This window comes from Mycobacterium sp. Root135, from assembly GCF_001426545.1.
GTDB lineage: Bacteria > Actinomycetota > Actinomycetes > Mycobacteriales > Mycobacteriaceae > Mycobacterium.
In genome coordinates this window covers 273,216-298,826 of sequence record NZ_LMEZ01000005.1, presented here as the reverse complement: position 1 = coordinate 298,826, position 25,611 = coordinate 273,216, and the positions used below count along the sequence as shown (strand labels likewise).

The 25,611-nt window shown below is 66.0% G+C and carries 26 protein-coding genes; 13 read left to right on the top strand and 13 right to left on the bottom strand.

From position 1 onward, the window contains the following. Nucleotides 1-49 precede the first annotated feature (49 nt). The 5 genes from ASD37_RS32525 to ASD37_RS12550 all read right to left on the bottom strand — a co-directional run bounded on the left by ASD37_RS32525 (nt 50) and on the right by ASD37_RS12550 (nt 4,825). A complete protein-coding gene (locus ASD37_RS32525) occupies nt 50-469 on the bottom strand; it encodes a carboxymuconolactone decarboxylase family protein (protein WP_082570117.1) in 420 nt (139 codons plus the stop codon). Continuing rightward, a complete protein-coding gene (budA, locus tag ASD37_RS12565; RefSeq protein WP_056551300.1) occupies nt 429-1,181 on the bottom strand; it encodes an acetolactate decarboxylase in 753 nt (250 codons plus the stop codon). The genes ASD37_RS32525 and budA overlap by 41 nt, the downstream gene beginning before the upstream one ends. 64 nt (nt 1,182-1,245) lie before the next feature. Continuing rightward, nucleotides 1,246-2,919, bottom strand: a complete 1,674-nt coding sequence (alsS, locus tag ASD37_RS12560; protein WP_056551299.1) for an acetolactate synthase AlsS — start codon at nt 2,917-2,919, stop codon at nt 1,246-1,248. Nucleotides 2,920-3,093: 174 nt separating this feature from the next. Beyond that, entirely contained in the window at nt 3,094-4,011 is a 918-nt protein-coding gene (locus ASD37_RS12555) for a LysR family transcriptional regulator (RefSeq protein WP_056551298.1), read from the bottom strand. Nucleotides 4,012-4,111: 100 nt separating this feature from the next. After that, on the bottom strand, nt 4,112-4,825 hold the full coding sequence (locus ASD37_RS12550; protein ID WP_056551297.1) for an alpha/beta hydrolase: 714 nt from the start codon (nt 4,823-4,825) through the stop codon (nt 4,112-4,114). 323 nt (nt 4,826-5,148) lie between these two features. Between ASD37_RS12550 and ASD37_RS12545 the strand changes: the two genes are divergently transcribed. From ASD37_RS12545 to ASD37_RS12530, 4 genes are read left to right on the top strand one after another with little or no spacing between them, the layout of a single operon-like run. After that, nucleotides 5,149-5,775 carry a UbiX family flavin prenyltransferase gene (locus ASD37_RS12545; RefSeq protein WP_056551296.1) on the top strand — a complete coding sequence of 209 codons (627 nt, stop codon included), beginning with the start codon at nt 5,149-5,151 and terminating at the stop codon, nt 5,773-5,775. A gap of 33 nt (nt 5,776-5,808) precedes the next feature. Next, on the top strand, nt 5,809-7,332 hold the full coding sequence (locus ASD37_RS12540; protein ID WP_056551295.1) for a UbiD family decarboxylase: 1,524 nt from the start codon (nt 5,809-5,811) through the stop codon (nt 7,330-7,332). Nucleotides 7,333-7,371: 39 nt separating this feature from the next. After that, a complete protein-coding gene (locus ASD37_RS12535) occupies nt 7,372-7,995 on the top strand; it encodes a flavin reductase family protein (RefSeq protein WP_056551294.1) in 624 nt (207 codons plus the stop codon). Between the two features lie 55 nt (nt 7,996-8,050). Continuing rightward, nucleotides 8,051-9,700, top strand: a complete 1,650-nt coding sequence (locus ASD37_RS12530; RefSeq protein ID WP_056551293.1) for an alpha-keto acid decarboxylase family protein — start codon at nt 8,051-8,053, stop codon at nt 9,698-9,700. Between the two features lie 47 nt (nt 9,701-9,747). Here the strand turns inward: ASD37_RS12530 and ASD37_RS12525 are convergent, their stop codons facing one another. Next, complete coding sequence (locus ASD37_RS12525; protein ID WP_056551292.1) at nt 9,748-10,299, bottom strand: YaeQ family protein; 552 nt, start codon at nt 10,297-10,299, stop codon at nt 9,748-9,750. A 232-nt stretch (nt 10,300-10,531) separates the two neighbouring features. Here ASD37_RS12525 and ASD37_RS12520 point away from each other — a divergent pair, with 232 nt between their 5' ends. The 4 genes from ASD37_RS12520 (at nt 10,532) to ASD37_RS12505 (ending at nt 14,178) form a co-directional block, all read left to right on the top strand. Continuing rightward, nucleotides 10,532-11,341 carry an alpha/beta hydrolase gene (locus tag ASD37_RS12520; RefSeq protein ID WP_056551291.1) on the top strand — a complete coding sequence of 270 codons (810 nt, stop codon included), beginning with the start codon at nt 10,532-10,534 and terminating at the stop codon, nt 11,339-11,341. A gap of 10 nt (nt 11,342-11,351) precedes the next feature. Further along, entirely contained in the window at nt 11,352-12,287 is a 936-nt protein-coding gene (locus ASD37_RS12515) for an NADP-dependent oxidoreductase (RefSeq protein WP_056553169.1), read from the top strand. Nucleotides 12,288-12,303: 16 nt separating this feature from the next. Next, the gene (locus ASD37_RS12510) at nt 12,304-12,957 is read left to right on the top strand and encodes a nitroreductase (RefSeq protein ID WP_056551290.1); all 654 of its coding nucleotides are present in this window, start codon (nt 12,304-12,306) and stop codon (nt 12,955-12,957) included. 81 nt (nt 12,958-13,038) lie between these two features. Next, nucleotides 13,039-14,178, top strand: coding sequence for an FAD-dependent monooxygenase (locus ASD37_RS12505; RefSeq protein WP_056553166.1), 1,140 nt, complete (start codon nt 13,039-13,041; stop codon nt 14,176-14,178). Nucleotides 14,179-14,190: 12 nt separating this feature from the next. Here the strand turns inward: ASD37_RS12505 and ASD37_RS12500 are convergent, their stop codons facing one another. After that, complete coding sequence (locus ASD37_RS12500; protein WP_056551289.1) at nt 14,191-16,905, bottom strand: AAA family ATPase; 2,715 nt, start codon at nt 16,903-16,905, stop codon at nt 14,191-14,193. A 166-nt stretch (nt 16,906-17,071) separates the two neighbouring features. On the opposite strand from ASD37_RS12500, the gene ASD37_RS12495 reads away from it, so the two are divergent. From ASD37_RS12495 to ASD37_RS12485, 3 genes are all read left to right on the top strand, one after another. After that, entirely contained in the window at nt 17,072-17,503 is a 432-nt protein-coding gene (locus ASD37_RS12495; RefSeq protein WP_235568132.1) for a cupin domain-containing protein, read from the top strand. A gap of 35 nt (nt 17,504-17,538) precedes the next feature. After that, on the top strand, nt 17,539-17,988 hold the full coding sequence (locus ASD37_RS12490) for a carboxymuconolactone decarboxylase family protein (RefSeq protein ID WP_056553162.1): 450 nt from the start codon (nt 17,539-17,541) through the stop codon (nt 17,986-17,988). Between the two features lie 89 nt (nt 17,989-18,077). After that, nucleotides 18,078-19,046, top strand: a complete 969-nt coding sequence (locus ASD37_RS12485; RefSeq protein WP_056551287.1) for an alpha/beta hydrolase — start codon at nt 18,078-18,080, stop codon at nt 19,044-19,046. 396 nt (nt 19,047-19,442) lie between these two features. Here ASD37_RS12485 and ASD37_RS12480 read toward each other — a convergent pair whose 3' ends face one another. Further along, complete coding sequence (locus ASD37_RS12480; protein ID WP_056551286.1) at nt 19,443-19,877, bottom strand: hypothetical protein; 435 nt, start codon at nt 19,875-19,877, stop codon at nt 19,443-19,445. A gap of 226 nt (nt 19,878-20,103) precedes the next feature. Between ASD37_RS12480 and ASD37_RS12475 the strand changes: the two genes are divergently transcribed. Then, entirely contained in the window at nt 20,104-20,532 is a 429-nt protein-coding gene (locus ASD37_RS12475) for a pyridoxamine 5'-phosphate oxidase family protein (RefSeq protein ID WP_056551285.1), read from the top strand. A gap of 5 nt (nt 20,533-20,537) precedes the next feature. On the opposite strand, the gene ASD37_RS12470 is transcribed toward ASD37_RS12475, so the two are convergent. The 3 genes from ASD37_RS12470 to ASD37_RS12460 form a co-directional block, all read right to left on the bottom strand. Continuing rightward, the gene (locus ASD37_RS12470; protein WP_056551284.1) at nt 20,538-21,233 is read right to left on the bottom strand and encodes a fumarylacetoacetate hydrolase family protein; all 696 of its coding nucleotides are present in this window, start codon (nt 21,231-21,233) and stop codon (nt 20,538-20,540) included. 103 nt (nt 21,234-21,336) lie between these two features. Continuing rightward, a complete protein-coding gene (locus ASD37_RS12465; protein WP_056551283.1) occupies nt 21,337-22,017 on the bottom strand; it encodes a L,D-transpeptidase in 681 nt (226 codons plus the stop codon). Between the two features lie 146 nt (nt 22,018-22,163). Next, a complete protein-coding gene (locus ASD37_RS12460; RefSeq protein WP_056551282.1) occupies nt 22,164-22,589 on the bottom strand; it encodes a MarR family winged helix-turn-helix transcriptional regulator in 426 nt (141 codons plus the stop codon). 82 nt (nt 22,590-22,671) lie between these two features. On the opposite strand from ASD37_RS12460, the gene ASD37_RS12455 reads away from it, so the two are divergent. Then, nucleotides 22,672-23,484, top strand: coding sequence for an SDR family oxidoreductase (locus tag ASD37_RS12455; RefSeq protein WP_056553159.1), 813 nt, complete (start codon nt 22,672-22,674; stop codon nt 23,482-23,484). A gap of 36 nt (nt 23,485-23,520) precedes the next feature. On the opposite strand, the gene ASD37_RS12450 is transcribed toward ASD37_RS12455, so the two are convergent. Beyond that, nucleotides 23,521-24,465 carry a DUF5996 family protein gene (locus tag ASD37_RS12450; RefSeq protein WP_056551281.1) on the bottom strand — a complete coding sequence of 315 codons (945 nt, stop codon included), beginning with the start codon at nt 24,463-24,465 and terminating at the stop codon, nt 23,521-23,523. A 16-nt stretch (nt 24,466-24,481) separates the two neighbouring features. Beyond that, nucleotides 24,482-25,549 carry an LLM class flavin-dependent oxidoreductase gene (locus ASD37_RS12445; RefSeq protein ID WP_056553156.1) on the bottom strand — a complete coding sequence of 356 codons (1,068 nt, stop codon included), beginning with the start codon at nt 25,547-25,549 and terminating at the stop codon, nt 24,482-24,484. Nucleotides 25,550-25,611: the final 62 nt, after the last annotated feature.

Sequence of the window (25,611 nt, the reverse complement as noted above, 5' to 3'; positions counted from 1 at the left end):
GAGACCGTCGGCGCACCGATGGGCCTAATCCTCGCTGACATCCGTCCTGTCAGAGCAACGTGTCCGCTGCGATCACCGAGGCGGAGATCGCCGCGGGGAACCCGGCGTAGAAGGCGATATGGGTTATCAACGCGGATATTTCGTCGGTGGTGAGCCCGTTGTCGATGCCGCGCCGCAGGTGCGCTCGTAGCTCGTCGGGACGGTACAGCGCGATGAGTGCGCTCAAGGTGGCGATACTGCGATCGCGGGGGCTTAGCCGTTCATCTGACCAAATCTGTTCGTACAGAGGGGAATCGACGAGATCGGCGAGCTCCGGGGTGAATCGTCGAGCCGCGCCGCGCGGCGATGAGTTGATGTCGGGGATGAGGTGCTCCTTTGGTGCGACCGAAGACGATGGTGGTGGGACTCGGACTTGGGCGGTGGGGTGTTCAGTCACCTCCCTCTGCGTGGTGAATTTGCGCGGACACATCCTCGCCGGTGAGATCGGCGTGCAGGAACGCTCCGGATGTCGGCAGGCGCAGGTGTAGCTCGGAGGCGGTGCTGATCGCGACATGCCCGGAGTCCAAGGTGAAGTCGAGGACATGACCGCCGCTGGTGCGGGCGGCGTCGAGGAAGTGCAGGTGATAGCCGGCCACCGAAATGCCCTGTTCGAAATCCGGCGTGCGGAAGCCGACGAGCCCTCCGTCCACTCGTTCGAATGTCTTGACCGCTTGTCCGTCGCTGGCCTCGGTCAGCGGCGGGTAGGGCGGTGTCTGGGCCTTGACGGTGCGGGTGTGGACAGTCGAGAACGTGCCGGTGACGCGGATCGCGTAGATCAGGTTGGGGCTCTCAACCGTCTGGTCGATCAGGGCGAGGACGTCGGCCCGGCTGGTGGGGGCGTCGACGGTGAGGGTGGTGCTGGGTGTGAAGTGGGTGACCGCCGCGAACGGTGTGCGGTCTGCGGAGTCGGCTACGGTGGCGCTGCCGTCGGCGTGCAGGTGATGGCACACGCCGTCGAGGACGATCATTTCGCCGTCAAGGCGGTTGAAGGTGCCCAGGCCGAAGTCGCCGTGGCGCAACAGCTCCTCGATGGTGACGTCGCCGTCGTACACGCCGTCGAGCAGCGCGCTCATGGTCGAGGTTTGGAAGACTTCGGCGCTGCGTGAATCACCGGTGGCCGTCGCGTTGTGGTGGGCGAGCATCCGGCGCGCCCACGTGGCGAACTGATCAAGGGTGCTGCTGTGTCCTGATGTCATGGCGCCGACATCACTCGAAGACATCGTCGTGCAGGTGCGCGGCCAAGTCGGTGTTCCTGCTGTAGTCGACGGCAACGTCGATCACCGACGGTCCGTCTTCGCCGAGAGCCTGCGCCAGCGTGGCTGCGAATGCATCGAGGGAGTCGACGCGGTATCCGCGGGCACCGAAAGCTGCGGCGTAGTTGGTGATGTCGTAATCACCCAGTTGCACACCGGACTTGCGGCCGTACTTGAGGACTTCCTGGAATCCGACCATGTCGTAAGTGTTGTCGCGCAGGATGACGTGGGTGAGATTGAGTCCCAGGCGCGCAGCTGTTTCGAGTTCTTGGGCGGAGAACAGGAACCCACCGTCTCCGGAAATGGACACGATGTGAGTGCCGGGGCGCACCAGCGCGGCCGCCATGGCCCAGGGCAGCGCGACGCCGAGGGTTTGTTGTCCGTTGGAGAACAGCAGCCGTCGGGGTTCGTAGACCCGGAAGTGTCGGGCCATGTAGATGTACACCGAGCCGACGTCGCAGGCGATCGTCGCGTCATCGTCTAGGTGCTCCCGCAATGCCAGCACCACCGCGGTGGGGTTGAGTCCCGTTGCGGCAGGCGGTATTGCACGCTCGGTGGTGTCGATGTCGGCCAGCGCCTGACGTTGGCGAGTGATGTCGTCGACGTAGGTGTCGGCGAGTGTCATACCGGAGAGCAGCTGGGTGAGCTCGACCAGTGAGTCGGCGATGTTGCCGCGCAGTTCGCTGACGGGCTGGTAGTGATTGTCGATCCCAGCGGGCAGGGAGTCGATGTGGATGACGGTGCGGGCCGGGTCGTCGTTCCACAGGCCCGGGTCGTACTCGACTGCGTCATACCCGACGGTGATCAGGACGTCGGCTTCCGAGACGAGGATGTCACCGGGCTGATTGCGGAAAAGTCCGACGCGTCCCAGGTAGTGCGATTCGAGCTCGCGGGAGATCACGCCGGCGCCCTGGAATGTCTCGACCACGGGCAACTTGGTGGCGGAAACGAGTTCGCGCAACGCTTTACAGCTGTCGGGTGCCGCCCCTCGGACGCCGACCAGTAGGACGGGGCGTTTCGCGGCCGCGATGATGTCGGCGGCCGCGCGGATCGCAGAGACGGGCGCGCCGGCCAGTGCGGGTAGGGGGTGTCGGGTGGTGATGGCCGCTGCAGTGGGGGAACTGAGCACGTCGGCGGGGAGCACGAGTGCGGCGGCCCCCTGCGGTTCGGTGAGCGCGGCGCGAAACGCTCCCACGGTGGCCTCGGCGGCGTTGTCGGGGTCGTTGACCTCGCCGGTGTGTTTGGTGACCGTCGTGAGGAATGCGGCGGCATCCATCGACTGATGGGTGCGTTTGAGTCGGTCGGCTCGGCCCACGGCGCCGCACAGGGCGACGACGGGGTCCTGCTCGGTGTTGGCGGTGAGCAGTCCGGTCGCCAGGTTGGTGGTGCCTGGTCCGGAGGTGACCAGCACGACACCTGGTGTGCCGGTGAGTCGGCCGATGGCGCCGGCCATGAACGCGGCGTTCTGTTCGTGGCGGCAGACGACGAGTTCAGGGCCACCGTCGACCAGGGCGTCATAGACTGCGTCGATCTTGGCACCCGGCACGCCGAATACGTAGGGCACCTCGTAGGCGGTGAGCACGTCTACGATGCGCTGGGCGCTGCGGGTGGAGCCGTCGCTGGTCATGTGTGGTCCTTCGTCGAGCGAAGTCGGGGTGCGGGGGCGAGTCGACTGCAGCCTTCCGTGGACGGTGCCGATGCGTCCAATTGGTTCTTCACGGCCACTCCATAGGCGTGACCTATGCGTCCGAACCCGTTGTTAGGCAGCATGACCGGCGTCACCGCGTCTCGGCGGTGTGGATCACCTACACGCTTGGCCCGACGTCGTCTCTTCCTCGTTCACCGTGGTGTTCCACAGTGCGAGGAACGCCCGCAGGGGCGCTGAAGCGGGAATGTCGTTGCGCCAGATCAGTATCTTCTCGAAGTCGATCTGCGGGGTGATCTGCCGGACGGTGAGGCCGCAACCGATGAGGGCGGGATCGCATCGGGAGCTCAGAGCCACTCCGAGTCCTTGCTGGGCGAAGGAGACCTGCAGGCGAACGTCGTTGGCAGCACAGTTGACCAGGACTTCGGTGCCGGTCGCTGCCGCTACGCGGTCGATACTGGCCCGCAACGCGCTAGTGCGCGGGTAGGTGATGATCGGGTAGCAGGCCAGCTCACTGAGTGCGAGTGGGTCATTGTCGCCGAGCGGGTACACGCCGGGGTCGAACACCGCGACGATCTGGTCGACGAACAGCGGTGAGGTGCTGATCGAAGCCGGCAATGCATCGACGGGTCGGGCGATCACGGCCGCGTGCAGCTGGTTCTGCAGGACCATGTCCAACAGTGGCTTACTGGTGGCTTCGGAGACGACGATGTCGATGCCTGGATACTCCTGCCGAAGCGCGCCAAGAAGCACCGGGGTGGTGGTGTGTTCCACCCCGCCTCCGGTCCCGATCCGGAACTCGCCGCGCAGCAGGCCAGCACGCGCGGAGAACTCTGCCTTGGCGTCGTTGGCGGCCTGGATGCACAGTCGTGCGTAGGGAAGCAGGACCTGACCGGCGTCTGTGAGCGCGGTGGTGCGCTGAGTCCGGTCGAACAGTGCCTCGCCTAGCTCGCGTTCCAGCCCTTGGATCTGCGCGCTGATCGAGGGTTGCGTGATGAAGCACTTCTGGGCGGCTCGGGTGAACGAGCCTTCGTCGGCAACCGCGACGAAGTATTCCAGCGTTCTCAGCTCCATGAATCGACACGATGCCCGATGATCTTGGCTGGTGGCTACTTACCTGGAAAAGATTCCTGGTAGCCAACGACTGTGGTGTGTCGGGAGGATTGCCGACGTGTCAGCCGAGGGCTCCCACGATTTCCCGGATGGTGTCGATGACGAACGCGGGCTGAGACAGCATCACCAGATTTGAGGAGTCGACTTCGCGGATCGTGGCGCCGGCACGCTCGTAGCCGAAGCGCTGTACCTGCGGGAGAATCCCGTGATCGGCGGTACACATGACCGCCCAGGTCGGGCGGGTCCGCCAGGCCGCGGTCGTGGCCGGCTCGGCGAACGCGGCGGCGGCCACGGGCCGCTGTGACACGGCGAGCACCGACGCGACGCCGGGATCGACGTCGGCGGCCAGCACCGCGGCGAACTTTGCGGGGTCGACCGACACGTCCATCCCGGCGGCGGAATGCTCGGTGGCCGGGAACGGCGTCTGAATCAGTGCGTCGGGAAGGTCGGAGTCAGGGAACTGGCCTTGCAGCTGCGCGACGCTTTCACCCTCCGCCAACGCGTATCCGGCGAGGTAGAGCAGCGCCGCGACGTTGGACGCGGTGCCGGCTTCGGTGATGACCGCTCCACCATAGGAATGGCCGACCAACAGCACGGACCCCGCGATCGTCTCGACGAAGGCGCGGACCAACGCAGCGTCTCCGATCAGACTGCGGTTCGGTACGGCGACGGCAACCACCGGGATGCCGGAGTCCAGAAGTCCCTTGGTGACCGGCTGGTAGGACGAGGCATCGGTGAATGCTCCGTGCACGAGAACGACTGTCGGGGTGGGCATCACGGACACGCTCCGATGAACGACGAGTGAACGCTCATGGTGACGGGCCAATTCGTCGGCGTCCAATCGTGATTGGCGATGCGGTCATAGGCGGAACCGATGCATGTCACCATCGGCGGAGCCGATGGGCGCCCGTGACGATTCCTATTGGACGCCGGCGCATCCGGTACACGAGACTTCGAACCTAGTTCCGTGACTTCTGCTCGCGACGCCTCTACCCGCTAGCCGGAAAGGATGACTACCGCCACCGGGCTGTCGACCAACGCACGATCGGAGTTGGGTCAAGGCATGACATTCGGCCGGCACAACCGAGGAGGACTGACATGACCACTCGCGTGATCGTAGGAATATCCGGGGCCAGCGGCACGGCGTACGGCGTGCGCCTCCTGGAGGTCTTGCAGGGGGAACCCGATGTCGAAACGCATCTGGTTATGTCCCAATCTGCCCGCCGGACAATGCATTACGAACTTGACATGACTGTCGGCGAGATCGAAGATCGCGCGGATGTCGTGCACAAACCCAACGACATCGGCGCCTCGATCGCCTCAGGGTCGTTTCGCGCCCACGCCATGGTCGTCGCACCCTGCTCGATGAAGACCGCGGCCGGTATCGCAACCTCCTACTCCGACAACCTGCTGCTGCGCGCCGCCGATGTCATGCTCAAAGAGCGACGCCGCCTGGTTCTGCTGGTGCGCGAGACACCGCTGCACCTCGGACACCTGCGCATCCTCACCCAGCTCGCCGAAATCGGCGCGATCATCATGCCCGCGGCGCCGGCCTTCTACCAACGGCCCGAAACCATCGACGACCTGATCGACCAAACCGTCAACCGCGTCCTAGACCTCGCCGACGTCGAGCTGCGCCGAGACCTCTTCCCGCGCTGGACCGGCGTTCGACCACCGACACCCGATCTGCGCCAAGAGCCCGGGCTTCTTCGTCCCGTCCGCTGACCACCATCCCGACGCTTTAGGAGCACACACCACATGTCTGCACACGTCGACCGCAACAAGATTCCCCGCAGCTACCGCGAGTACCTCTCCCTGATGAAGGACATGGGCGAACTCGTCGAGATCGACGACGAAGTCGACTGGAACCTCGAAATGGGGGCCATCTTCCGTCATGCTGCCGAAACGCTAGCTCCCATGCCGGTTTTCAACCACGTGAAGGACGCTGCGCCCGGATTTCGCGCCGCCGACTGGGGAATGGGAAAGAGTTCCTACCCCGGGCAACCGTGGCGCCGCCTGGCGGCCATGATGGGCCTGCCCCCCGAAACCCCGTTGATGGACATTCAGGCCGCCTACATCGAGGCCAAGGAGAACGGCCAAGCTCATCCACCACGCATCCTCGACGCGGCCGATGCGCCCTGCAAGCAGAACACCTGGGTGGGCGACCAGATCGACCTGAACAAGATCCCCGCACCCCTGGCCCACGACGGCGACGGCGGCCGGTACCTGCAGACGGCAGGCTTGAACATCCTCAAGACTCCGGATGGGCGGTGGACCAACTGGTCGACCAACCGCGCCGTCATCATCGACGCCCAGACCATGACCGGGCAGTGGTGGCCCAAACAGCACAACGGGATGATCTGGGGGATGTGGCGCGAACAGAAGCGGGACATGCCCTGGGCGTGCGCTTTGGGCGTAAGCCCGGTCGCCTCAACGCAAGCCGCGTCGCGCATACCGGCGTGGGTGGACGAGTACGACATGGCCAGCGCGCTGCTCGACGAACCATTGGACATGGTGAAATGCGAGACCAGCGACATCCTCGTACCGGCGGACGCAGAGATCATCATCGAAGGGGTCGTCGAGTACGGCAGCACTGAACCGGAAGGTCCCTTCGGGGAGTATCCGGGCTATCTGCCCGACGAGACGACGCCGTTTCCGCGGCAGAAGGTCACGTGCGTCACTTTCCGCGACAACCCGGTGCTGCCCATGTCGATCCCCGGTGTGCCCATCGACAACTGCCACGTCACCATGGGATTCTTCATTTCCTCGGATTCCGTGGTGGCACTGAAGAAGGCCGGGCTACCCGTGATCGACGGGATGTACCTCTTCGAAGCCGCCATCTTGTGGTTCGTGATCCGAGTCCCCACCGACTGGCACGAGCGCACCGGCTGGACACTCGACGATTTCATGAAACGCCTCGGCAACACGTTCTGGACTCAGCACGTGGGTGACACCGTGACCAAGATCTTGGTGGTGGGCGAGGACATCGACCCCTCCGACGTCCAGCAGGTGGTGTGGGCCTTCGCTTCACGCAACCATCCCACGTTCACCACGTACTTCTTTCCGGAACTGCAGGCGTTCGGTGACGGCATCGAGTCCTACCACGTCGCTCGCGAACTCGCCGAGAACAGAGGCACCTCGCTCGTCGTCTACGCATGCCTGGAAAACGCTGACAGAGTGGGCCGTCCAGAGAAGCGGGTCATGTCCTTCGACAAGAACTATCCGACGCCGGTCAAGCAAAGAGTGCTCGACAACTGGGAACGCTGGGGATTCACGTCGTGACCGCCGACATGACGCGTACGGCTGAGGGTTCGATCTGAGATGGCCGGGAGTGATGCCCACTTCTATCGACCGGCCGAGGGCACCGGACTGCCGCATGACCCGTTCAACGCCATCGTCGGACCGCGGCCCATCGGATGGATCTCCAGTGCGGATCGCCACGGGGTACGAAACCTGGCTCCTTACAGCTTCTTCAACGGATTCAACTACGGCCCGCCGATCGTCGGGTTCTCTTCGATCGGGTGGAAGGACACCGTCGCCAACGTCGACGCCACTGGCGAGTTCGTGTGGAACCTTGCCACCCGGTCGTTGGCAACGCAGATGAACGAGACTGCTGCGTCCTTGCCGGCGGAACGAGACGAGTTCGAAGACGCGGGCCTAACGCCCGTGCCGTCGACGGTCGTCTCGGCACCGCGCGTGCTGGAAAGCCCGGTCAACTTCGAATGCAAACTGACGCAACTCACACAACTGAAACGAGCCGACGGTACGGCTGTGGACACGTGGCTCGTGCTGGGCGAAGTGGTCGCCGTTCACATCGACCGCGCCCTGCTGACAGACGGTGTCTACGACACCGCCAGACCCCACCCCATCCTGCGCGCCGGCGGACCAGCGAGCTACGCCGAGATCAGCCCCGACTCCATGTTCGAAATGATTCGACCATCCTGACCGCACGACCCCAGAAGATCGGCATGCGTCGGTAGACGAGAGAAGGAAGATTTAGATGACCGTCACCGTAATCGAGTACATTCTTCGCAGGCTCCACGACGTCGGTGTCAACGACATCTTCGGCGTACCAGGGGATTACGCGTTCCCCCTGCACGATGCCATCGTCGCGCACCCCGACGTCAACTGGGTCGGCTGCTGCAACGAACTCAACGCCGCGTATGCCGCCGACGGGTACGCCCGTGTCCAGGGCGTGGGCGCGGTCACCACGACCTACGGGGTAGGGGAACTCAGCGCGATCAGCGCGGTCGCCGGCTCCTACGCCGAGAACCTGCCGGTCTTCCACCTCGTGGGTATGCCCACCCTGGCCACTCAAGCCAACCGGTCACTGGTGCATCACACCCTCGGCAACGGACAATTCGACTTGTTCCGGTCGATGGCCGACACCGTCACCGGAGCCAGCGCGATCATCACCCCGGCCAACGCAGTCGCCGAGACCGAACGGCTGATCGCCGAAGCCCTCTACAACCGGCGCCCCGTCTACATGGCCCTGCCCTCCGACGTCGTCGACAAACCAATCGTCGCTCGATCAGAGCCCCTGGCCCTGCCGGTCAGCGATTCGACGGCATTGGCAGCCGCGACCGACGCCGTGGCCGGTGCGTTGGAGGCCGCGTCGACGGCATGCGTCCTGCCCGGGATTCTTCTCGACAGGTTGGGTCTGCGCGACACGGCTCACCAGTTCGTCGAGGCGGCGGACCTTCCGTTCGCGACCATGTTCGCCGACAAGTCCGTTCTCGAAGAGGACCACCCCAACTACATCGGCATGTACGACGGCCAACTCATGGACCCCGCGGTCCGCGAGTTCGTCGAAACGTGCGACGTCGTCGTGGCGTTCGGCACGATGGCGACGGACTTCAACACCGGCGCCTTCACCTCCAACCTGGACCCCGACAAGATCGTCAAGGTCGACCTGCACAGCACCAGTGTGGGCGCGACCGTCTACCAGGGCGTGGAGATGGCCGACCTTCTCCGCGCGCTGGCCGAGCGGTCGTGGAGCACCCGTCAACGGGGTGGTCCACGGCCAGAGCAACTGGGTCCCGTGTCCGGGTCCGGTGCCGATCCGATCACCGCAGAAGCGCTGTACCCGCGCTGGGCTGAGTTCTTGCGGCCCGACGACATCGTCGTCGCCGAAACCGGGACGTCCTCCATGGGTTTGGCGTTCGCGCAGCTCCCACACGGTGCACGGTTCCACAACCAGACCCTATGGGGCGCCATCGGATGGGCCACCCCGGCAGCGGTGGGGGCGGCCGTCGCCGCGCCGAACCGGCGGCTGGTCTTGTTCACCGGGGAAGGCTCCCACCAGCTGACGGCACAGGAGATCGGGCAGTTCCACCGTCTCGGATTGAAGCCGATCATCTTCGTGCTCAACAACAACGGGTACCTCATCGAGCGAATGTTGTGCACCGACCCCGACATCGCCTACAACGACGTCGCGCCGTGGAACTACACCGAGCTTCCGCATGCACTGGGATGCGAGGACTGGTTCACCCCGCGGGTGAGTACGTGCGCCGAACTCGACGCCGCACTCGCGACTGCCGCCGAGGGCACCCGCGCCGCCTACATCGAGGTCGTGACCGGAACCTACGAAGTGCCCCCGCTCGTCCAGAAACTGCACGAGAACGTCAAGACGCTCTACAACATGAGCTAATGCGCCACTGACGCGGTGGACGGTGGTGAGGCCAGGGTGTCAGGCGTTCACTCCAAGGGCTCGGGGGTGAAGGTGACGTCGATGTCGCCCACGGTCATCGTCACCTGACCTTCCATCAGCATCACCTGCGCGGCGACCCGCCGATCGACACTCTGGGCTAGGTGCTGTACCGGCTCGTGCGGTATCTGCAGCACAGACAGGTTCGGCAGCTTCGCCACTTTGGGGCCGACGGTGCGCCACCAGGTGGCCACTCCGGCGGCGAACGGGAACAGCAGCACCTGGTCGGCCTGGCTGGCTGCCTTTCCCAAGGCCCGTTCATCGGGCTGGCCGACGTTGATCCACTCCAGAATCCGGCCCGTGTAGTCGGCGAGCCGCAAGTCCGGCACGCCAGGGGTGGACAGGCCAGCCCCGAACGCCAACTCACCGTCGACGTCGCCGAGCCGGTGTGCTCGCAGCCCAAAGGCCAACAACCGCACCACCATCCGCTCATCGGTCTCACTGGGATGGCGGGCCACGGTCAGCGTGTGATCGGCGTAGTAGCCGTGGTCGACGTCGGAGACGCCGAGTTCGACTTTGAACACTGTTGCAGAAAGGGCCACGTCATAGTGTCCACCCGGGTGGTGTTCCCCGAGCAGTCAGGCCGCTTCAGGCCGCCGCGCTCGCAGCCGGATTCCGCTCCACGAGCAGACCGAACCTCTGCCCACGCAGTCATCGAGGTGAAGTCATTTGACCGAAGCACGGGCCGTGACCGTCGGCGCATTGTGGAGACATGCCCGGCACCACCCACTGACACCCAGACCACCTCACCACGACGTCCCGGAGGACATCCCGATGAGCACCAAGCCGAACCCCGTCATCTTCATTCACGGCCTGTGGATCCATGCCAGCGCCTGGCAGCCCTGGATGGACCTCTTCACCGCCAGCGGCTACGACGTCTCGGCGCCGGGCTGGCCCGGTGACTCCGAGACCGTCGCCGCAACCCGGGAGAACGCCGACGCCCTCGACGACATCGGAATCGGTCAGGTCGTCGAGCACTACGCCCAACTGATCGCCGCAGGCGGCAAGCACGAGACCAAGCCCGTCATCGTCGGGCATTCCTTCGGCGGCCTCATCGCCCAGGAACTACTGGCCGGTGGATACGCCGCAGCCGCCGTGGCGATCGATCCGGCCCCCATCAAGGGCGTCAAGTCCCTACCCCTGGCCCAACTGCGCTCCGCATTCCCGGTGCTGGGAAACCCCGCCAACCGTCACCGCACCGTCTCCCTCACCCCCAAGCAATTCCAGTACGCATTCGGAAACGCCCTCAGCGAAACGGAATCCGATGCCCTCCATGCCCGCTGGACCATCCCCGGTCCCGGCCGACCGCTGTTCGAAGACGCCGCCGCCAACTTCGTCCGACACTCACCCGCAGCGGTGGACACCCACTTGGCCGATCGTGGACCGCTCCTGCTCACCTCGGGCACCGAGGACCACACCGTGCCACTGAAGGTCACCAGGGAGGTCTACGGCCTCTACGGGAAGGGCGACTCCGACACCGAATTCCACGAATTCGAGGGACGGGGACACTCGCTGACCATCGACGACGGCTGGCGTGACGTTGCCGACGTCACGCTGGCATGGCTCGAGAAGAAGGGATTCTGACATGGCCGACATGGCTGCCCTTCGCGCACACCACCGCGGCGGACCCGAGGTCCTGGTCACCGAGCGTGCGCCGATCCCGGTGCCGGGCCCTGGCGAAGTCCTCATCGAAGTCCATGCCGCGGCGATCACCTTCGACGAGCTGACGTGGCCGGAGACGTGGGAACGCGGCGGACGGGACCGCACTCCGATCATTCCGTCGCACGAGGTGTCCGGCGTCGTCGCCGCCACGGCAGACGACGTCACCGAGTGGGGGGTTGGCGACGAGGTCTTCGGACTCCTTCGCTTCGACCGCGACGGCGCGGCCGCCGAGTACGTCACCGCACCCGCCGCCGATTTGGCCCTCCGGCCCACGTCGGTGTCCCATGCCGAAGCCGCCGCTCTGCCGCTGGCGGGGCTGACAGCGTGGCAGGCCCTCGTCGACCACGCTGCCGTCCGACCCGGGCAACGAGTCCTCGTCCACGGCGGCGCCGGCGGTGTCGGCGCGCTGACCGTGCAGCTTGCCGTGCTGCTCGGAGCCGACGTCAGCACCACCGTGCGCAGCGACGCGGCCCGCGACTTCGCCTCCACGCTCGGAGCCAGTCACGTCGTCGACACCCGGGGCCAGGCTTTCGACGCACCCGACGCCTGCTACGACGTCGTCATCGACACCGTTGGCGGGGACACCCTCGACCGCTCCTTCGAAATCGTCTGTTCCGGGGGCAAGCTCGTCACACTCTCGGCGCCTCCACCGCCAGGCAAGGCAGATGCCTTCGAGATCGACGCCACGTTCTTCATCGTCGAACCCGACCAGGCTGCCCTCAGAAAGCTCGCGCTGTACGTCGACGAGGCCACGTTGCACGTCGCGATCGCACGCACCTACGCCCTCGCCGACGGCCGCGCCGCCTTCGAAAGCGGCCGCGAATCCGGCCGGCGGCCAGGCAAGACCGTTCTCACCATCCGCACCTAGAGAAGCAGAAGAACTGATGTACGACCTCGAAGACACCATCGCCAACCGCCACTCCACCCGACTCTTCCTGCGCGACAAGCCGGTTCCGCGTGAGCTCGTGACCGAAGCGCTGGAGCTGGCCACCCGGGCCCCCTCGAACTCCAACATCCAACCGTGGCAAGTGGTGTTCGCCTCCGGCGGCGCCCGTGACCGGCTCGTCGAGGCGCTGCTCACCCAAGCCGACATCGCCAGCCCCACCGTGCCGCCGCTACCCGAACAGTTCGCCCACTACCGACGTGACCTCGGTTCCCTCGTCTACGGCACCATGGGCGTCGCGCGCCACGACACCGAGGCGCGACGCCTCGCAGTACTGCGCAACTGGGAGTTCTTCCGCGCACCGCTGGCCGGCGTCATCAGCATGCACGAAGACCTCGACTACGTCGACGCCGTCGCGGTCGGCATGTTCCTGCAGACCTTCGTGCTCGCCCTCACCGCCCGCGGCCTCGGCACCTGCGTTCAGGTGTCCGTCGCGGGGTACCCCGACATCCTGCGCCAACAACTACACATCGGAGACGAGTACCGCATCCTCTGCGGGATCGCAATCGGCTACCCCGACACCACCTTTCCCGCCAACTCCCTCGACGTCCCACGCAACCCCATCGACGCCAACGTCACCTTCGTCGACGACTGACGTGCGAAGCCGTCGTTGACCGCAGACCTCTACACAACCCAACACCTCGCATGCTGGCGAGCGCAGGAGAAGGGAGACGCCATGAGCGCCTCGGACCATGCCCCACTGAACGTCATCGTCGTCGGCGCCGGTATCGGCGGCCTCGCCGCGACAGTTGCGCTTCGCGCCATCGGGGCGAACGTCGAGGTCCACGAGCAAGCCCGCAGGCTGGCCAGAGTCGGCGCTGGTTTGCAACTCGCCCCCAACGCCACCGCGACGCTGCGCGGGCTGGGCTTGCTTGATCGAGTTCGTGTGATCGCATTTCGGCCGACCGCCTGGTGCAGTTACAACGCATTCGACGGTGCGCTCGACTTACGCATACCGCTCGGTGACGACATCGAACGCGAATTCGGCGCGCCCTACCTGCACGTTCACCGGGGTGATTTGCACGACGTCCTCATGGGAGCGGTCGGTGAGATCGAGTTGAACCACCGCGTGGTCGGCGTCGACGAGCACCGGGGACGTACGGTGGTTACCTTCGCTGGAGGCGACACGGCTACCGCCGACGTGGTGATCGGAGCCGACGGTGTCCACTCCGCGGTGCGCGAGACGCTCTTCGGCGCAACGGAAGCCACGTTCTCCGGCCTCGTGGCCTACCGCGGTATCGCACCGCGTGACCGAGTGCCCGACGTTCCGCCCGTCGCCGCCAAGTGGTGGGGCGACGACCGCCATCTGGTCCATTACTGGGTGTCCGCGGGCAGGGAACTGAACTTCGTTGCCGCCGTGCCGGAACCGTCATGGAATGAAGAGAGTTGGGCCGCCGAAGGCAAGACCACTGACCTGCTGGATGCACTCGACGGATTCGCCGAACCTGCCCGACACGTCGCCGGTGCCGCCTCGACCCCCATGCGGTCCGCGCTATACGACCGTGATCCGCTGTCCGCCTGGAGTAGAGGACGCGTGACGTTGCTCGGCGACGCAAGTCATCCGATGCTCCCGTTCATGGCGCAGGGCGCTGGCACGGCACTCGAGGACGCCGCAATCTTGGCCCGCTGCCTGCACGGTGTGACAGCCGACGGCGTCGAGGAAGCCCTTGCCCGCTATGCAAGCGTCCGCATTCCACGTACCAGTGCTATTCAGGGCGGCTCCCGGGCCAACGACTTTCTGCGCGAACAACACTCCGGCCTCAGCACGGAGTCCGTCTACCGGTACGACCCATGGCAGGTCGAGCTGCCGGCCTAACCGGCTGCTCGTTCAGGGACCGTCGAGATCCCTCAACGCTTGACCGAGTGCGGCACGGCTGGTGACGCCCAGTTTGGGAAAGATGCGGTACAGGTGAGCGCCAACGGTCCTGGGAGACAGATGAAGGCGGGCGGCGATGTCCTTGTTGGACTGTCCCGCCGCCGCCATTTCTGCGATCGTACGTTCCTGGGCGCTCAGAGCGACCGAGCCGCCGGACGCTCGCTGGACCGCTGCGCCGGAGGCGCGTAGCTCCCCGGTGGCACGTCGTTCCCAGGGGTGCGCAGACAGAGCGCGGAACCCGTCGGCTGCCCTCGTGAGCTGCTCGCGGGCTTCGGCGGTTCTGCGTCGTCGCCGTAACCACATGCCGTATGCGAGTCGAATCCGGTTGGCTTCAAACGCGTTGTGCACCAGGCCCGGGTGAGCCAGAGCCTGGTCGAAGAGTTGCCCCGCCGACTCGTCTGCGGCAGTCATTGCTTGCACGGCGACGGTGAGCGCGGCGAGCCGAGGTGAGATGTCGGCGATGCGGAGATCGATTGCCTGGTCGACGTAGGCCCGAGCGCGATCGAGATGCCCGGCGCCCACGGCGGCCTCGACGACGTCGAGGAGCTCCTCGGTTGGCTGCTTCGAGTAGGGCGGAAACTTCTGCCCAACAAGCTCTTTCGTCGTCACGTCGTGGGCCGCGGTGTAGTCGCCGTCGCCGAGCGCCATGAGCGCCTCGGTGCGCCGGACGATCGTCGCCAAGAGGCCGAGTTTCCTTGAAATGGACCAGTTCTGGACTGCGGTGACGCATCGGCGGGCAGTGTCGAAGTCGCCCGTGGCGGCGGCGTGTAGTCCGTCGTAGGCGATGAATTGATAGTGGAACAGATCGTTGTGGTGGAGTTCGGTCAGCTCTCGGCCCAGTCGCGTCGACTGCTGGGCCTGCTCCCAATCGCCCCTCGCGAGTTGGTCGAGCAAGATCAGGTGCAGCATCGTCATCGCGTTGGTGACCGCGCCTCGGTCGGACTCTCGGCGAAACAGCGTCGCAAGGGTGGCCCGGAAGTCGGCGAGTCCGTCCACGTAGTAGGCGGCGACGCCCAGCCGCATGACGTCCCACGGTTCTCGGCGCCCGAGCTGTGTGAGCTGCTCGTCGAGTCGTCGCCGGACGGTATGCCCGCGACGGCAGACGTCCCCCCAGGAATCTCGGAAGAGCACTGCGTCGGTGTCGAGACGCCCTGCGAGGCGGTCGATCACGTCGTCGGTCTGCTGCCATCGTTCGGGGTCGCCGCGGTACAGGGTTACCGCGAGAAGCAGTTTCACCAGCCGTGTGACGATGGCGTCGTCGAGGGCGTCGGCATCTTGTAGGGCGACGAGGAGTTGGCGATGGGTGGTGAGCACGTCGCCGTCGCGGTATAGCGCAACGTACGCGGCGGTGAGCACCGATGCGGCGCTCTCCGTCTCGGTGAGCGGATCGTCTGCCAGGCGTCGTGCGTCGTCGAATCGGCTGGCCTGCGACGCCACGAATGCTGCGTCGGCCCGCAGCCGTTCGCGCCGCTCGGGGTCGGTGCACAACTCCGCCGCGCGCCGCAACCAGTCCACGGCGATGGCCGAGCCGCCGAGTCGGATGGACAGGTGCGCGGCGCGGTCGAGTAGGTCTGCCACCACCTGATCCGGCCCAATAGCCGCGGCGCTCAAATGTGTTGCCCGCCGCATCAACTCGTCGTCGTAAAGCTGTGCCAGATGGGCATGTGCCTCGCGGCGCTGCGATGCACTGGCCTGATGGATGACGGCCGCCCGCACCAAGGGGTGACGAAACACCACGTCACCTGACGGATTGTGGACCAGCAATCCTTGGGTGACCGCCGCGTCGACGTCGGACAGGACGTAACGGCCCGCGGCGTCGGCGGCGGTCGACGCCGGAGTGCCGTCGAGTGCGGCGCGCAGCAACTCCGTGCGGACACTCTCGTCGAGGCCCCGCAGTCTGCTACCGAACACCGTGACGAGACGATCCGTCAACGGCATCGCCGACGTCAGCGTGTCCATGTGCCCGGCATTGCGGGGCAACTCCTGCAGCGCCAGCGGGTTGCCGGCTGCGACGTCGAGAATCATCCGGCGCGTCGACGCGCTCAACGACAATGCGGTGAGGTCCACCAGACGCGCGGCATCGCCGGCGGTGAGGGGGCACAGAATCAACTCCTCCCATCCTTCGCCGGAGTGATCGCCAGGGACGGGGCGGGCGGTCGCCAGGAATCTCAGCCGTGGGTCGGACAGTCGGCGCCCCGCCGCGTTGAGCACGCTCGCGCTGACATCGTCGAACCAGTGCACGTCTTCGACGACGAGCAAGAGCGGGTGATGTCGAGTCGCCTGCGTCAGAAGCGACAACAACGCCATCGCGAGCGGCATCGGCACCGGCGCGGACGTCGCGTCGGCACCCAGCGCCGGTGCCAACACGGCTTGGTCGTCGGACCCGAGTTGGGCGAGCTCCTCGCGGAGTGCGAACACGATCTGATTGAGGCCGCTGAGTGCGAAGGACGTCTCGGCTTCGACCCCGGTTGCCCTTACGACTCGCCAGCCCGTGGCAGCGGCTCGGCCGACGATCTCCTCCACCAGGGCGGTCTTGCCGACCCCAGCCTCGCCACGGACGACCAGGGCACCCCGGCCCCCTCCGTCCAGGAACCGGGTCAACGTGTCGATCTCATCGTCTCGGCCTATGAGGCCGATCCCCGCACGCACCCTCTGGTTGTACTGCACGAGCGGACCTCACGTCTGCCGATGCAGTCATCGCGGTGAAGTCATTTGACCGAAGCGCAGGCCATGACCATCGGCGCACTGTAGGAGACATGCCCGGCACCACCCGTGAACACCCAAGTCGCTCCAGGAGAACCACGTGATCCGATCACACGTCGCAGGTGGTGTCTTGACAGTTGCCGTGTTGGCCGCAACGCCGGCCTGCACCGCCATCCCACCGTCAACCGCCGCCCCAAGCCCTGCAGTGACGACGGCCGTACCGGCCCCGGCTGAAACGCTGACGCCGCTACTCGAACAGGCCCTGCCGAATGTGCCCGACAAGACGTTCACATCCGCAATCGTGGACTTCCCGCCCAGCGCGCGAGCGGAGCCACATCGGCATGGCGATGCATTCGTCTACGCATATGTGCTCGAAGGGGACGTCAGCAGCAAGCTCGACGACGAACCCGCCCGCACCTTTCGCCAAGGAGAGAACTGGGTCGAACAACCCGGCGCACACCACGTCCTCACCGAGAACGTAAGTAGCACCGAGCCCGCACGGTTGCTGGTCGTCTTCATCTCCAGCACCGGCGACAAGCTCAAGGTCGACGACCCCCACTAACGACAGACCCCAAAGAGAAGAGGACTCCACCCATGCTGCCGAACGTCAACATCAGCAAGCAGTTTCCCGACGCTTACAAGAGCTACGTCGACGTGGACAAACACGTTGCCCAGGCCGCGGCCGCGGCGGGCTTGCCGCCGGTCCTTGCCGAACTCGTCAAGATTCGCGTGTCGCAGCTGAACGGGTGTGCGTTTTGCCTACGGTTGCACACCCGTGATGCCGTCGCCGCCGGCGAGACGCCGGACCGCCTGGCCGTGCTACCCGCCTGGTGGGAGTCGCAGTACTTCACCGACGAAGAGCGGGCCGCGCTGGTGCTGGCCGAAAGGATCACCCGCATAGGCGACGAGCACACTTCTCCCTCGCCCGAAATCGACGTCGCCGCAACGTTGTCCGACCAGCAGGTCGCAGCCGTGACGTGGTTGGCCGTCGCGGTGAACGGCTGGAATCGAATTGCCATCTCGAGTCACTACCCAGTCGCTCCTTGACGCCGAGCCAAGTCGACGACAAGACGATGCCAGCGCGACCGCTTGATTCGGTCCGCCTCGGCCGAGCGCCCAGGCGATAGTGTCGTGGCGTGCCCCTGAGTCCGCTTCCTGAGATCGCCACCGTCCTGCAGGCGGCGGCACCGCCTCCCGATTCTGGTCCTGGACCCGCCGTAGGGGACGTGGCCACGCGTCGGAGGAATACGGCGGCGATGTTCACCGCACTGGCGTCGACGATGGAGGTCCCCACCGACGTCGAGGTCAGGCGTTATGACCTCACCGCCTCCGACGGCGCGGTGCTACCGCTGACATGGTACGAGCCGACCGCTGAAGCTCGGACCGCGAGCGCGGCGATGCTCTACCTCCACGGCGGAGGCATGATAGCGAGCCTCGAACAGACGGCTCCGGTGTACGACGTCGTTGTGCGGCAATATGTTTCGCAGTCGAGCGTGCCAGCCCTGGTCGTCGATTACCGCGTCGCGCCCGAGCATCCCCATCCCACCCCGGTGGAGGACTGCTATGCCGCGCTGCAATGGCTGGAAGCCCACGCCGCCGAGCTGAACGTCGACCCCACGCGTCTGGCCGTCGGTGGCGACAGCGCGGGCGGTGGCCTGGCGGCCGGTGTCGCACTGCTAGCCCGCGACCGCAGCGGCCCCCCGCTCGCCTTGCAGCTGTTGATCTACCCCATGCTCGACGACCGCACCGTGGTTCCCGATCCGCAGCTCCCGTCCGAGTTCCTGGTCTGGAACTACGACGACAACGTGACAGGGTGGGAAGCGTTGCTCGGCGCCGCTTTCGGAGGCGCCGACGTCTCCCCGTACGCCGCGCCGGCACGAGCTGCGGACCTCACCGGTCTGCCCCCGGCCTACATCGACGTCGGTGACCTGGACATCTTCCGCGACGAGGACATCGACTACGCCCGCAGCCTGCTCGCGGCGGGCGTGCCAACGGAACTGCACGTCTTCCCTGGCTGTCCGCACGGCTTCGAGGTAGTGGCCGCCGACCTATCCGTGTCGCGTCAAGCGCTCGACAACCGGGTCCGGCGCCTGGCGGCGCTCTAACAGCAGTCCGTGACGGATTGGGCCTCACGTCAGGGGCTTTCGGGATTCTCTGCGCATCGCGTGAGCATCGCGGTGAGATGCCGCCGGTCGGTCCGAGAAGACCTTCGGTCATGGTTGCGTCGAGCGGAGGTACGTCGGCCGTCTCGACGAGGCCCGCGGTGCGTAACACCGTCAGTACGTCGCCCAGCGATTGTCGGGTGACGAAGCACAGCCGGGCGAGTTCTGCGGCCGACGCAACCGGGTGATCGGCCAGCGCCCGCAGGACCGGCGGAGACGCCCCGGCACCACGTCTCCGTAGCCACCTAGTGTGTCCGCCGTTGGGATCTCCGCCACCGATGGGATGACCCCTGGCGTCCGGGAGGGCGGCAGTCCCGTAAGGCGTTGTCTCACAGACTGTTAGAGGATGTTTTCGGTGTACGGCGGCAGCCAGCCGGGCTCGTCGGGCAGCACGGTGGCGGGCGTCACCGGGTAGGACTCCTGATTAGAGACGGACTCGGGAGTCCAGTGGCCGTCGCAGTCGACTATGCGGTTGTCCGAGAGGCCGTCGCCGGCGTCGGAGTAGGAGCTTTGCAGGCACGGCTTCGAGCTGTAGAAAGCCGGTGTCCAGATGGTGCGGGTGCGCTGCCAGGTGCCGTCGGGCTGCTGGGGGCCGTCGCAGACCTTGCGGCGCTCCATGCCGAAGGCTCCCCAGTGGATGGTTTCGCATCCCATTGCGGGGCCGGCGGTGAGGCCCGGGTCGGCGTGGCCGACGGCGGGGGCGGCCAAGGCGATCAGTGCCGAGGCGGCGGCCAGGACTGCTGCGTGTGCGACTCGGCGCGTGGTGGTGGTCATTGCAGATTTCCCATTCATCGTTGGTTTTCGCGGATCATCCGGTTCGGTATGGACGGCGTGACTTCCGTGCCGCCTGACGTCTCCGGCAGTGATTTGAGCCTGCCGCATTCGTGGCGACGGGTATGCCCGGTGATCGGTGGAGAAGGCAGAGGAATCGTTGTGTCCCCCGATCGGAGGAACGATCAGCCCAAGGAGGCTGTTGTTAACCTCACTCATGCCACGAAGAATGAGTGACGAAGACATTGAGGCGTTTCTCGACAGCCGCCCGGGGTGGGCGGCATTGAGCACCGTCGACGACGACGGATTCCCGCACACGGTGCCCCTGGGCTACTTTCGCCTTGGCCGCGACGTCGTCATGGGCGTGCGGGATGGGACCCGCAAGGTGGCCAACGTCGAGAGCAACCCGAACGTGAGCATCATGCTGGAAGACGGCTCGAGCATGGCCGACATCCGGGGAGTGATGATCCAAGGTCACGCCCGCATCGTTCGCGACCGGGACGAAGCAGTCGAGCTCGCGAGGGAAGGTGCCCGGAGGCGGGGCGTGCCAGAGTCCGAATGGCCCACCGAACCCAGACCGGGTGCCACCTACATCCGCGTGACACCGGTCAAGACGTCGTCGTGGGACTACTCGAGTTCAACGCCAGACCAGGCTTAGCTCGGTCACTCCACGGTGAAGGTGAGTTCACCAATGCCGTCGACGCCGCCGGCGACCGTCTGTCCACGCGCGATGGGACCGACACCCGACGGTGTACCCGTCATGATGAGGTCGCCTGGCTGCAACACGACCGAGGCGGACAGTTGCGCCACGACGTCGGCGACGGGCCAGATTTGGTCGGCGAGGTCACCCTCCTGACGGAGCTCGTCGTCCACGGTGAGCCAGATCCTGCCGGCCTTCCCCCTGTCGCCGCTGGCTGGCACCAACGGCGAGAGTGGGCCGGAGGCGTCGAAACCCTTCGAGAGATCCCAGGGCCGCCTGGTGGCCTTCGCCTCGTCTTGCATGTCGCGACGGGTGAGATCGACCCCGACCGCATAACCCCAAACATGTTGCATCACTGAGGTCGCCGGCTCGTTGGCGACGGTCGAGCCGATGGCCACGACGAGCTCGATCTCGTGATGCAGGTTGCCGGTGGCGGGCGGATAGGGGACGACGCCTGGCCTGCCGCCGCGATATCCCTCGGCCACCGTGAACACGGCGTCGGCCGGCTTCGTGAAATAGAACGGTGGCTCGCGGTCGGGATCGGATCCCATCTCCCGGGCATGGTCGGCGTAGTTGCGCCCGACGCAATACACCCGGCGGACCGGAAAGCGGATCTCGGAATCGTCGATCGCCAGAGTAGTCGGCACCACGGTGAACATGGGTCCACTCTCTCAGAACCCGAGAAGTGAGCCGAACTGGCGAGCGCGTGGGGACACCTGGCCGGGTGAGGGTCGGAGGGGCGCAGCCGAGGACGTGTCTCGCCTATGCGGAAGGCGGCCCGTCCAAGCCGATGCCGATGGTTATCTGCGGGTGGGCGGTCGGATCTAGCCATTCGAGTACCGACCGCATCTGCTCCCGCGCAATTGCCACACATCCCCACGTGGGGTTTCCGTCGTTGACGTGGAGGAAGATGCCCGCCGAGTGGCCGGGGATGCGCTCCGGGTTGTGGTCGATGAGCACCGCGTAGTCATACATTTCGCCGGAGTCGTAGAGATTCTCCGCGTCGTCGGAGTCGATCTCGGCCGCGTGGACGTGGGTGTTGTAGGTCGGGGAATCCACGTCCTCGTCCCACCAATCCTCGTCAGTCGCTTGAAAGTACGGCATGCGGGTTCCGGGATTCGGTTCGCGGCCGAAGGACTGGCCGAGCGGGAACGTGCCTGTGGGCGTGCGGAATACGTCGTCTTCCGGTGCTCCGACGCCCAGTTCGCCGAGCATCGCCGGCGTCGGCCCGATTACGGCCTTCCAGCCGTCGCCGTCGCGCTCGTACGCGGTGAGGCTCCCGGTCTGGGACGACGCCGAGGGCGTGCTCACCACGATCATCTGCTGGGGATTCTCCGCGTTCGCCACGGCCGGATTCGTCACGGTGGTCACGGTAATGGCCGCCGCGACGGCGGCCACGACGGGTAGGACGATGGCGTAACGTCCGATTCTGCCGAGCTTCATCTCGTCGATTCCTTTGTGTGAGCGGCTCATTGTCGGGCTTCTCGGCCCGCACTCCCCGTTCATGATGACTTGAGTGGACCGCTCCCCGCCATGGGCCATCCGGCTATTTCGGTTGGCCACCTGGCTGCGCATGGTGAACAGGCGGGTCAGTCAGGCGGGGTCGGAACGGCGCGGTGCAGCAGTTCCAGTAGTTGCCGCAACTCGTCGTCGCTGAGCACCCCCAGCGGGGTGTTCTCCGTCGCCGCGCGCACCAGGTCCGCCCGCGCCCGACGACCCTTGGCGGTCAAGACGACAACGCGGGAGCGGCGGTCGGCGGGATCGACGGAACGCTCGACAAACCCCCGCGCGGCAAGCTGATTGGTGATGAACGACAGATTGGGTGCGTTGCAGTAGATGCGCTCGGCCATCACCTTCATCGACGGCGGGGGAGCGTCGGGGTCCAGCGCCCACAGCGCCTGGAAGGTCGCCGTCGTGAGACCGTGCTCGGCCAGTGCCTCGCTGAGCAGGTGATTGGTGCGCATCCAGATGAGGTGGATTGCCGCGACCACCGCCGGGAGTTCGGATGCGACCATTGCGTCAGCCTACCGATCTTTCGAGAGTCGAAGCATCTGTTACGGTCGATACTTCAAGTCTCGAAACAAAATGGAGGATCGGATGGCATCTGACTACCGCGGCGTCACCGCACTCGTCACGGGCGCATCCAAGGGTCTGGGCCAGGCGCTTGCGCTGGAGTTGGCGCGACGCGGAGCACGACTGATCCTGGTGGCCCGATCGGGTGCGCAGTTGGGCGAGGTCGCGACCGAGATCCGGCAGCGGTTCGGCAATGGGGACACCGAGGTGATCGTCGGTGACCTGACTGCGCCAGGTGGTCCGCAACGGATCCTCGCCGAACTCCGAGACCGCGGCCTAGCCGTCGACCTGTTGGTCAACAATGCCGGCGCCGGTGGGGCGGGCGCATTCCTGCGCCGTCCACTCGACGGCCAACTTCGCAGTGTCGAACTCAACGTCAACGGTCTGCTCGTGCTCACCCACGCCATCGGCGGCGAACTCGTCGCCCGTGGCTCCGGCGGCATCATCAACGTCTCGTCGGCCGCGGCGTTTCAGCCGATGCCCTTCCAGGCGACCTACGCGGCGAGCAAGGCGTTCGTGTTGTCCTTCAGCGAGTCGTTGGCCGAGGAGCTGCGCGGCAGTGGCGTGCGCGTCATGGCGTCGCACCCCGGCCCGATCGACACCGGCTTCTTCGACGGCACCACGGCCACCATGCAATCCAATGCCGATACGCCACAACGGATTGCGGTTCGGACGCTGGACGACTTCGCCAAGGGTCGGGTGGCGTCATACCCCGGCGGTCGACAGTACCGCGCCGTCACGTGGCTTGGCCGTGTGCTGCCACGCGTCGCCACGACGCGACTCACCGGCGCCGTCAACCGGCGACAGCACTTCGACGAAGTAGTCGACGTCGCCTAGCCAGCCGTCGGCCTCAGCGACTTCCCGGATCGTAGGTCACGAGGGCCGAGCTTTGTGGGTCCAGCGATTGGGGTCGGTCTCGAGGGCGCTCCGATCCCATCCCAGCAAGTCGGCGGCCGCGCCGTAGGTGAATTCGAGGAAGTCCATCACCGCCTGGTCCGGGTCCTTCGCTTGGCGGGCAACCTCATAGGGCAACAGGTACTGCCGCAGCCCGGCGTCGTAGAAGGCGCCGTCGGGAAGGCCTGCGGCGTCGGCGAACCCGGCCGGTTCGGGATAGGCGTAGGAGTAGAACGCCCCCTCCTCACCCCCGCCGGGCCAGAACCCGCAACTGCTCAGCTCGTGGGAGTACCCCTCCTCCATCACCCAGTCGCCGCAGTTCGGCGCACCCCCGGGATGCCGGGGCGCGAGGCGGCCGGAGAACCGGGTGCAGGCCAAGTCGAAAGAGCCCCAGAAGAAGTGCACCGGGCTGACCTTGCCGACGAACCGGGTGCGGAACTCGTTGACCACCCGGTCGGCCTGCACCAGCTGCCGCCAAAATGCGCTGGCGGCGTCGGGGTCGTAGCCGACGTGCGTGTCTTCGGCGAATGGGACGGCAGGATGTACCTCGTTGGGGCCGTTGGAGATTCGGGTGTCGACGCCGAGACCGCCGAGGGTGCTCAACACTGCTTCGTGGAACTGGGCTACTGAGGTGTCCCGAAGGTCGACCGCGGCCGCGCCACCGTCGCTCACCCGTACCTTGAGTGCGTGGTCGACGAAGTCGAACTCCATGTCGAATGAGTTGGTGCCAAAGGGGATCGCCGACGTCGTCAACCCACGCGGTGACACGTAGAGCGGTACCTGCCACCAGTGGTTGAGCAGGGGCGCGTGCGCAAGTCGCACCTTGCCCACGATCTGGGTCCACATGTGCAGTGATCGTCGCGTCGGTTCCCACTCGTCGATGCGTAGCGCGGGCCAGCCATTACCCGCTCGAACATTTGTCATCCATGCCTCCTCGTTGTCATCTCACGGCCTCGGGCACTCGGCGCTCGGCAAGCAGCTCTCGAACGCGGGGGATGACCTGGGTTCCATAGAGCTCGACCGAGCGCAGCCTCGCCGAAGCGGACACCGTGCCCGCGGCGGAGTAGACCATGTCGAAGCGGCCGACGTCGAGGGTGCGAATGGTTCGGGCTATCTTGGCCGCCACGGTCTCGACCGATCCGACGTACAGCGAGCCGCTGGCGACGTCGGCGTCGAAGTCGCTGTGCCGCAACGGTGGCCATCCGCGCTGCGCGCCGATTTTGTCGCGGATCACGCGGTAGCCGGGGTAGAACAACTCCTTCGCCTCGTCGTCGGTCGCCGCGACGAAGCCGGGGGAGTGCATTCCGACGGGCTGGGCCGTCGTGCCGAGTTGCTCGGTCGCCTTCCGGTACAGGTCGACGTACGGCACGAACCGATCCGGTGGCCCTCCGATGATTGCGAGCATGAGTCCGAAGCCGTAGTGGGCGGTTCTGAGTACCGACTCCGGCGAACCGCCAACTCCCACCCAGGTTTTCAGGCGTCCCGACTCCGTCTTGGGGTACACGTCGGCATCGTGCAGCGCCGCGCGGGTGGTGCCCTGCCACGTGACGGGCGTTTCGTCGAGGAGGCGGTGGAACAGCTCGATCTTCTCCTCGAAAAGCAGCTCGTAGTCGTCCAGGTCGTATCCGAACAGCGGGAACGATTCGGTGAAGGAGCCCCGCCCGAGGATCACTTCCGCCCGACCGTTGGAGAGCGCGTCGACCGTCGCGAAGCGCTGGAACACCCGGACAGGGTCGTCTGACGACAGTACGGTGACGCCAGACCCGAGTTGGATGCGTTTGGTCACCGTGGCGATGCCGGCGAGCACGGTATCTGGGCTGGAAATCGCGTAGTCCGGACGGTGATGCTCGCCGACGGTGATGGCGTCGATGCCGATCTCGTCGGCCAGCACCGCCTCGGCGACGACGGCCCGGATCGCCCGCGCGTGGGACACGATCTCGCCCCGGTCGTCGCGGGGCAGATCGCCGAAGCTGTCGATGCCGAATGTGATCTCTGAAGCGTCCGTCATTGTGCTCCTCTTGAGAACCACGTCCGGGGTTCTCCGCGAGTCGTTCGTTCACTGCTCAGCAG

What these genes read in the sequence shown, in the direction of transcription:
- ASD37_RS12455 (WP_056553159.1), top strand. Translation starts at nt 22,672, where the DNA reads ATGGCATCTGACTACCGCGGCGTCACCGCACTCGTCACGGGCGCATCC.
- ASD37_RS12515 (WP_056553169.1), top strand. Translation starts at nt 11,352, where the DNA reads ATGGCTGCCCTTCGCGCACACCACCGCGGCGGACCCGAGGTCCTGGTC.
- ASD37_RS12445 (WP_056553156.1), bottom strand. Translation starts at nt 25,549, where the DNA reads ATGACGGACGCTTCAGAGATCACATTCGGCATCGACAGCTTCGGCGAT.
- alsS (WP_056551299.1), bottom strand. Translation starts at nt 2,919, where the DNA reads ATGACCAGCGACGGCTCCACCCGCAGCGCCCAGCGCATCGTAGACGTG.
- ASD37_RS12555 (WP_056551298.1), bottom strand. Translation starts at nt 4,011, where the DNA reads ATGGAGCTGAGAACGCTGGAATACTTCGTCGCGGTTGCCGACGAAGGC.
- ASD37_RS12505 (WP_056553166.1), top strand. Translation starts at nt 13,039, where the DNA reads ATGAGCGCCTCGGACCATGCCCCACTGAACGTCATCGTCGTCGGCGCC.
- ASD37_RS12470 (WP_056551284.1), bottom strand. Translation starts at nt 21,233, where the DNA reads ATGTTCACCGTGGTGCCGACTACTCTGGCGATCGACGATTCCGAGATC.
- ASD37_RS12480 (WP_056551286.1), bottom strand. Translation starts at nt 19,877, where the DNA reads ATGACCACCACCACGCGCCGAGTCGCACACGCAGCAGTCCTGGCCGCC.
- ASD37_RS12520 (WP_056551291.1), top strand. Translation starts at nt 10,532, where the DNA reads ATGAGCACCAAGCCGAACCCCGTCATCTTCATTCACGGCCTGTGGATC.
- ASD37_RS12545 (WP_056551296.1), top strand. Translation starts at nt 5,149, where the DNA reads ATGACCACTCGCGTGATCGTAGGAATATCCGGGGCCAGCGGCACGGCG.
- ASD37_RS12530 (WP_056551293.1), top strand. Translation starts at nt 8,051, where the DNA reads ATGACCGTCACCGTAATCGAGTACATTCTTCGCAGGCTCCACGACGTC.
- budA (WP_056551300.1), bottom strand. Translation starts at nt 1,181, where the DNA reads ATGCTCGCCCACCACAACGCGACGGCCACCGGTGATTCACGCAGCGCC.
- ASD37_RS12460 (WP_056551282.1), bottom strand. Translation starts at nt 22,589, where the DNA reads ATGGTCGCATCCGAACTCCCGGCGGTGGTCGCGGCAATCCACCTCATC.
- ASD37_RS12475 (WP_056551285.1), top strand. Translation starts at nt 20,104, where the DNA reads ATGAGTGACGAAGACATTGAGGCGTTTCTCGACAGCCGCCCGGGGTGG.
- ASD37_RS12550 (WP_056551297.1), bottom strand. Translation starts at nt 4,825, where the DNA reads ATGCCCACCCCGACAGTCGTTCTCGTGCACGGAGCATTCACCGATGCC.
- ASD37_RS12510 (WP_056551290.1), top strand. Translation starts at nt 12,304, where the DNA reads ATGTACGACCTCGAAGACACCATCGCCAACCGCCACTCCACCCGACTC.
- ASD37_RS12535 (WP_056551294.1), top strand. Translation starts at nt 7,372, where the DNA reads ATGGCCGGGAGTGATGCCCACTTCTATCGACCGGCCGAGGGCACCGGA.
- ASD37_RS32525 (WP_082570117.1), bottom strand. Translation starts at nt 469, where the DNA reads ATGTGTCCGCGCAAATTCACCACGCAGAGGGAGGTGACTGAACACCCC.
- ASD37_RS12465 (WP_056551283.1), bottom strand. Translation starts at nt 22,017, where the DNA reads ATGAAGCTCGGCAGAATCGGACGTTACGCCATCGTCCTACCCGTCGTG.
- ASD37_RS12540 (WP_056551295.1), top strand. Translation starts at nt 5,809, where the DNA reads ATGTCTGCACACGTCGACCGCAACAAGATTCCCCGCAGCTACCGCGAG.
- ASD37_RS12450 (WP_056551281.1), bottom strand. Translation starts at nt 24,465, where the DNA reads ATGACAAATGTTCGAGCGGGTAATGGCTGGCCCGCGCTACGCATCGAC.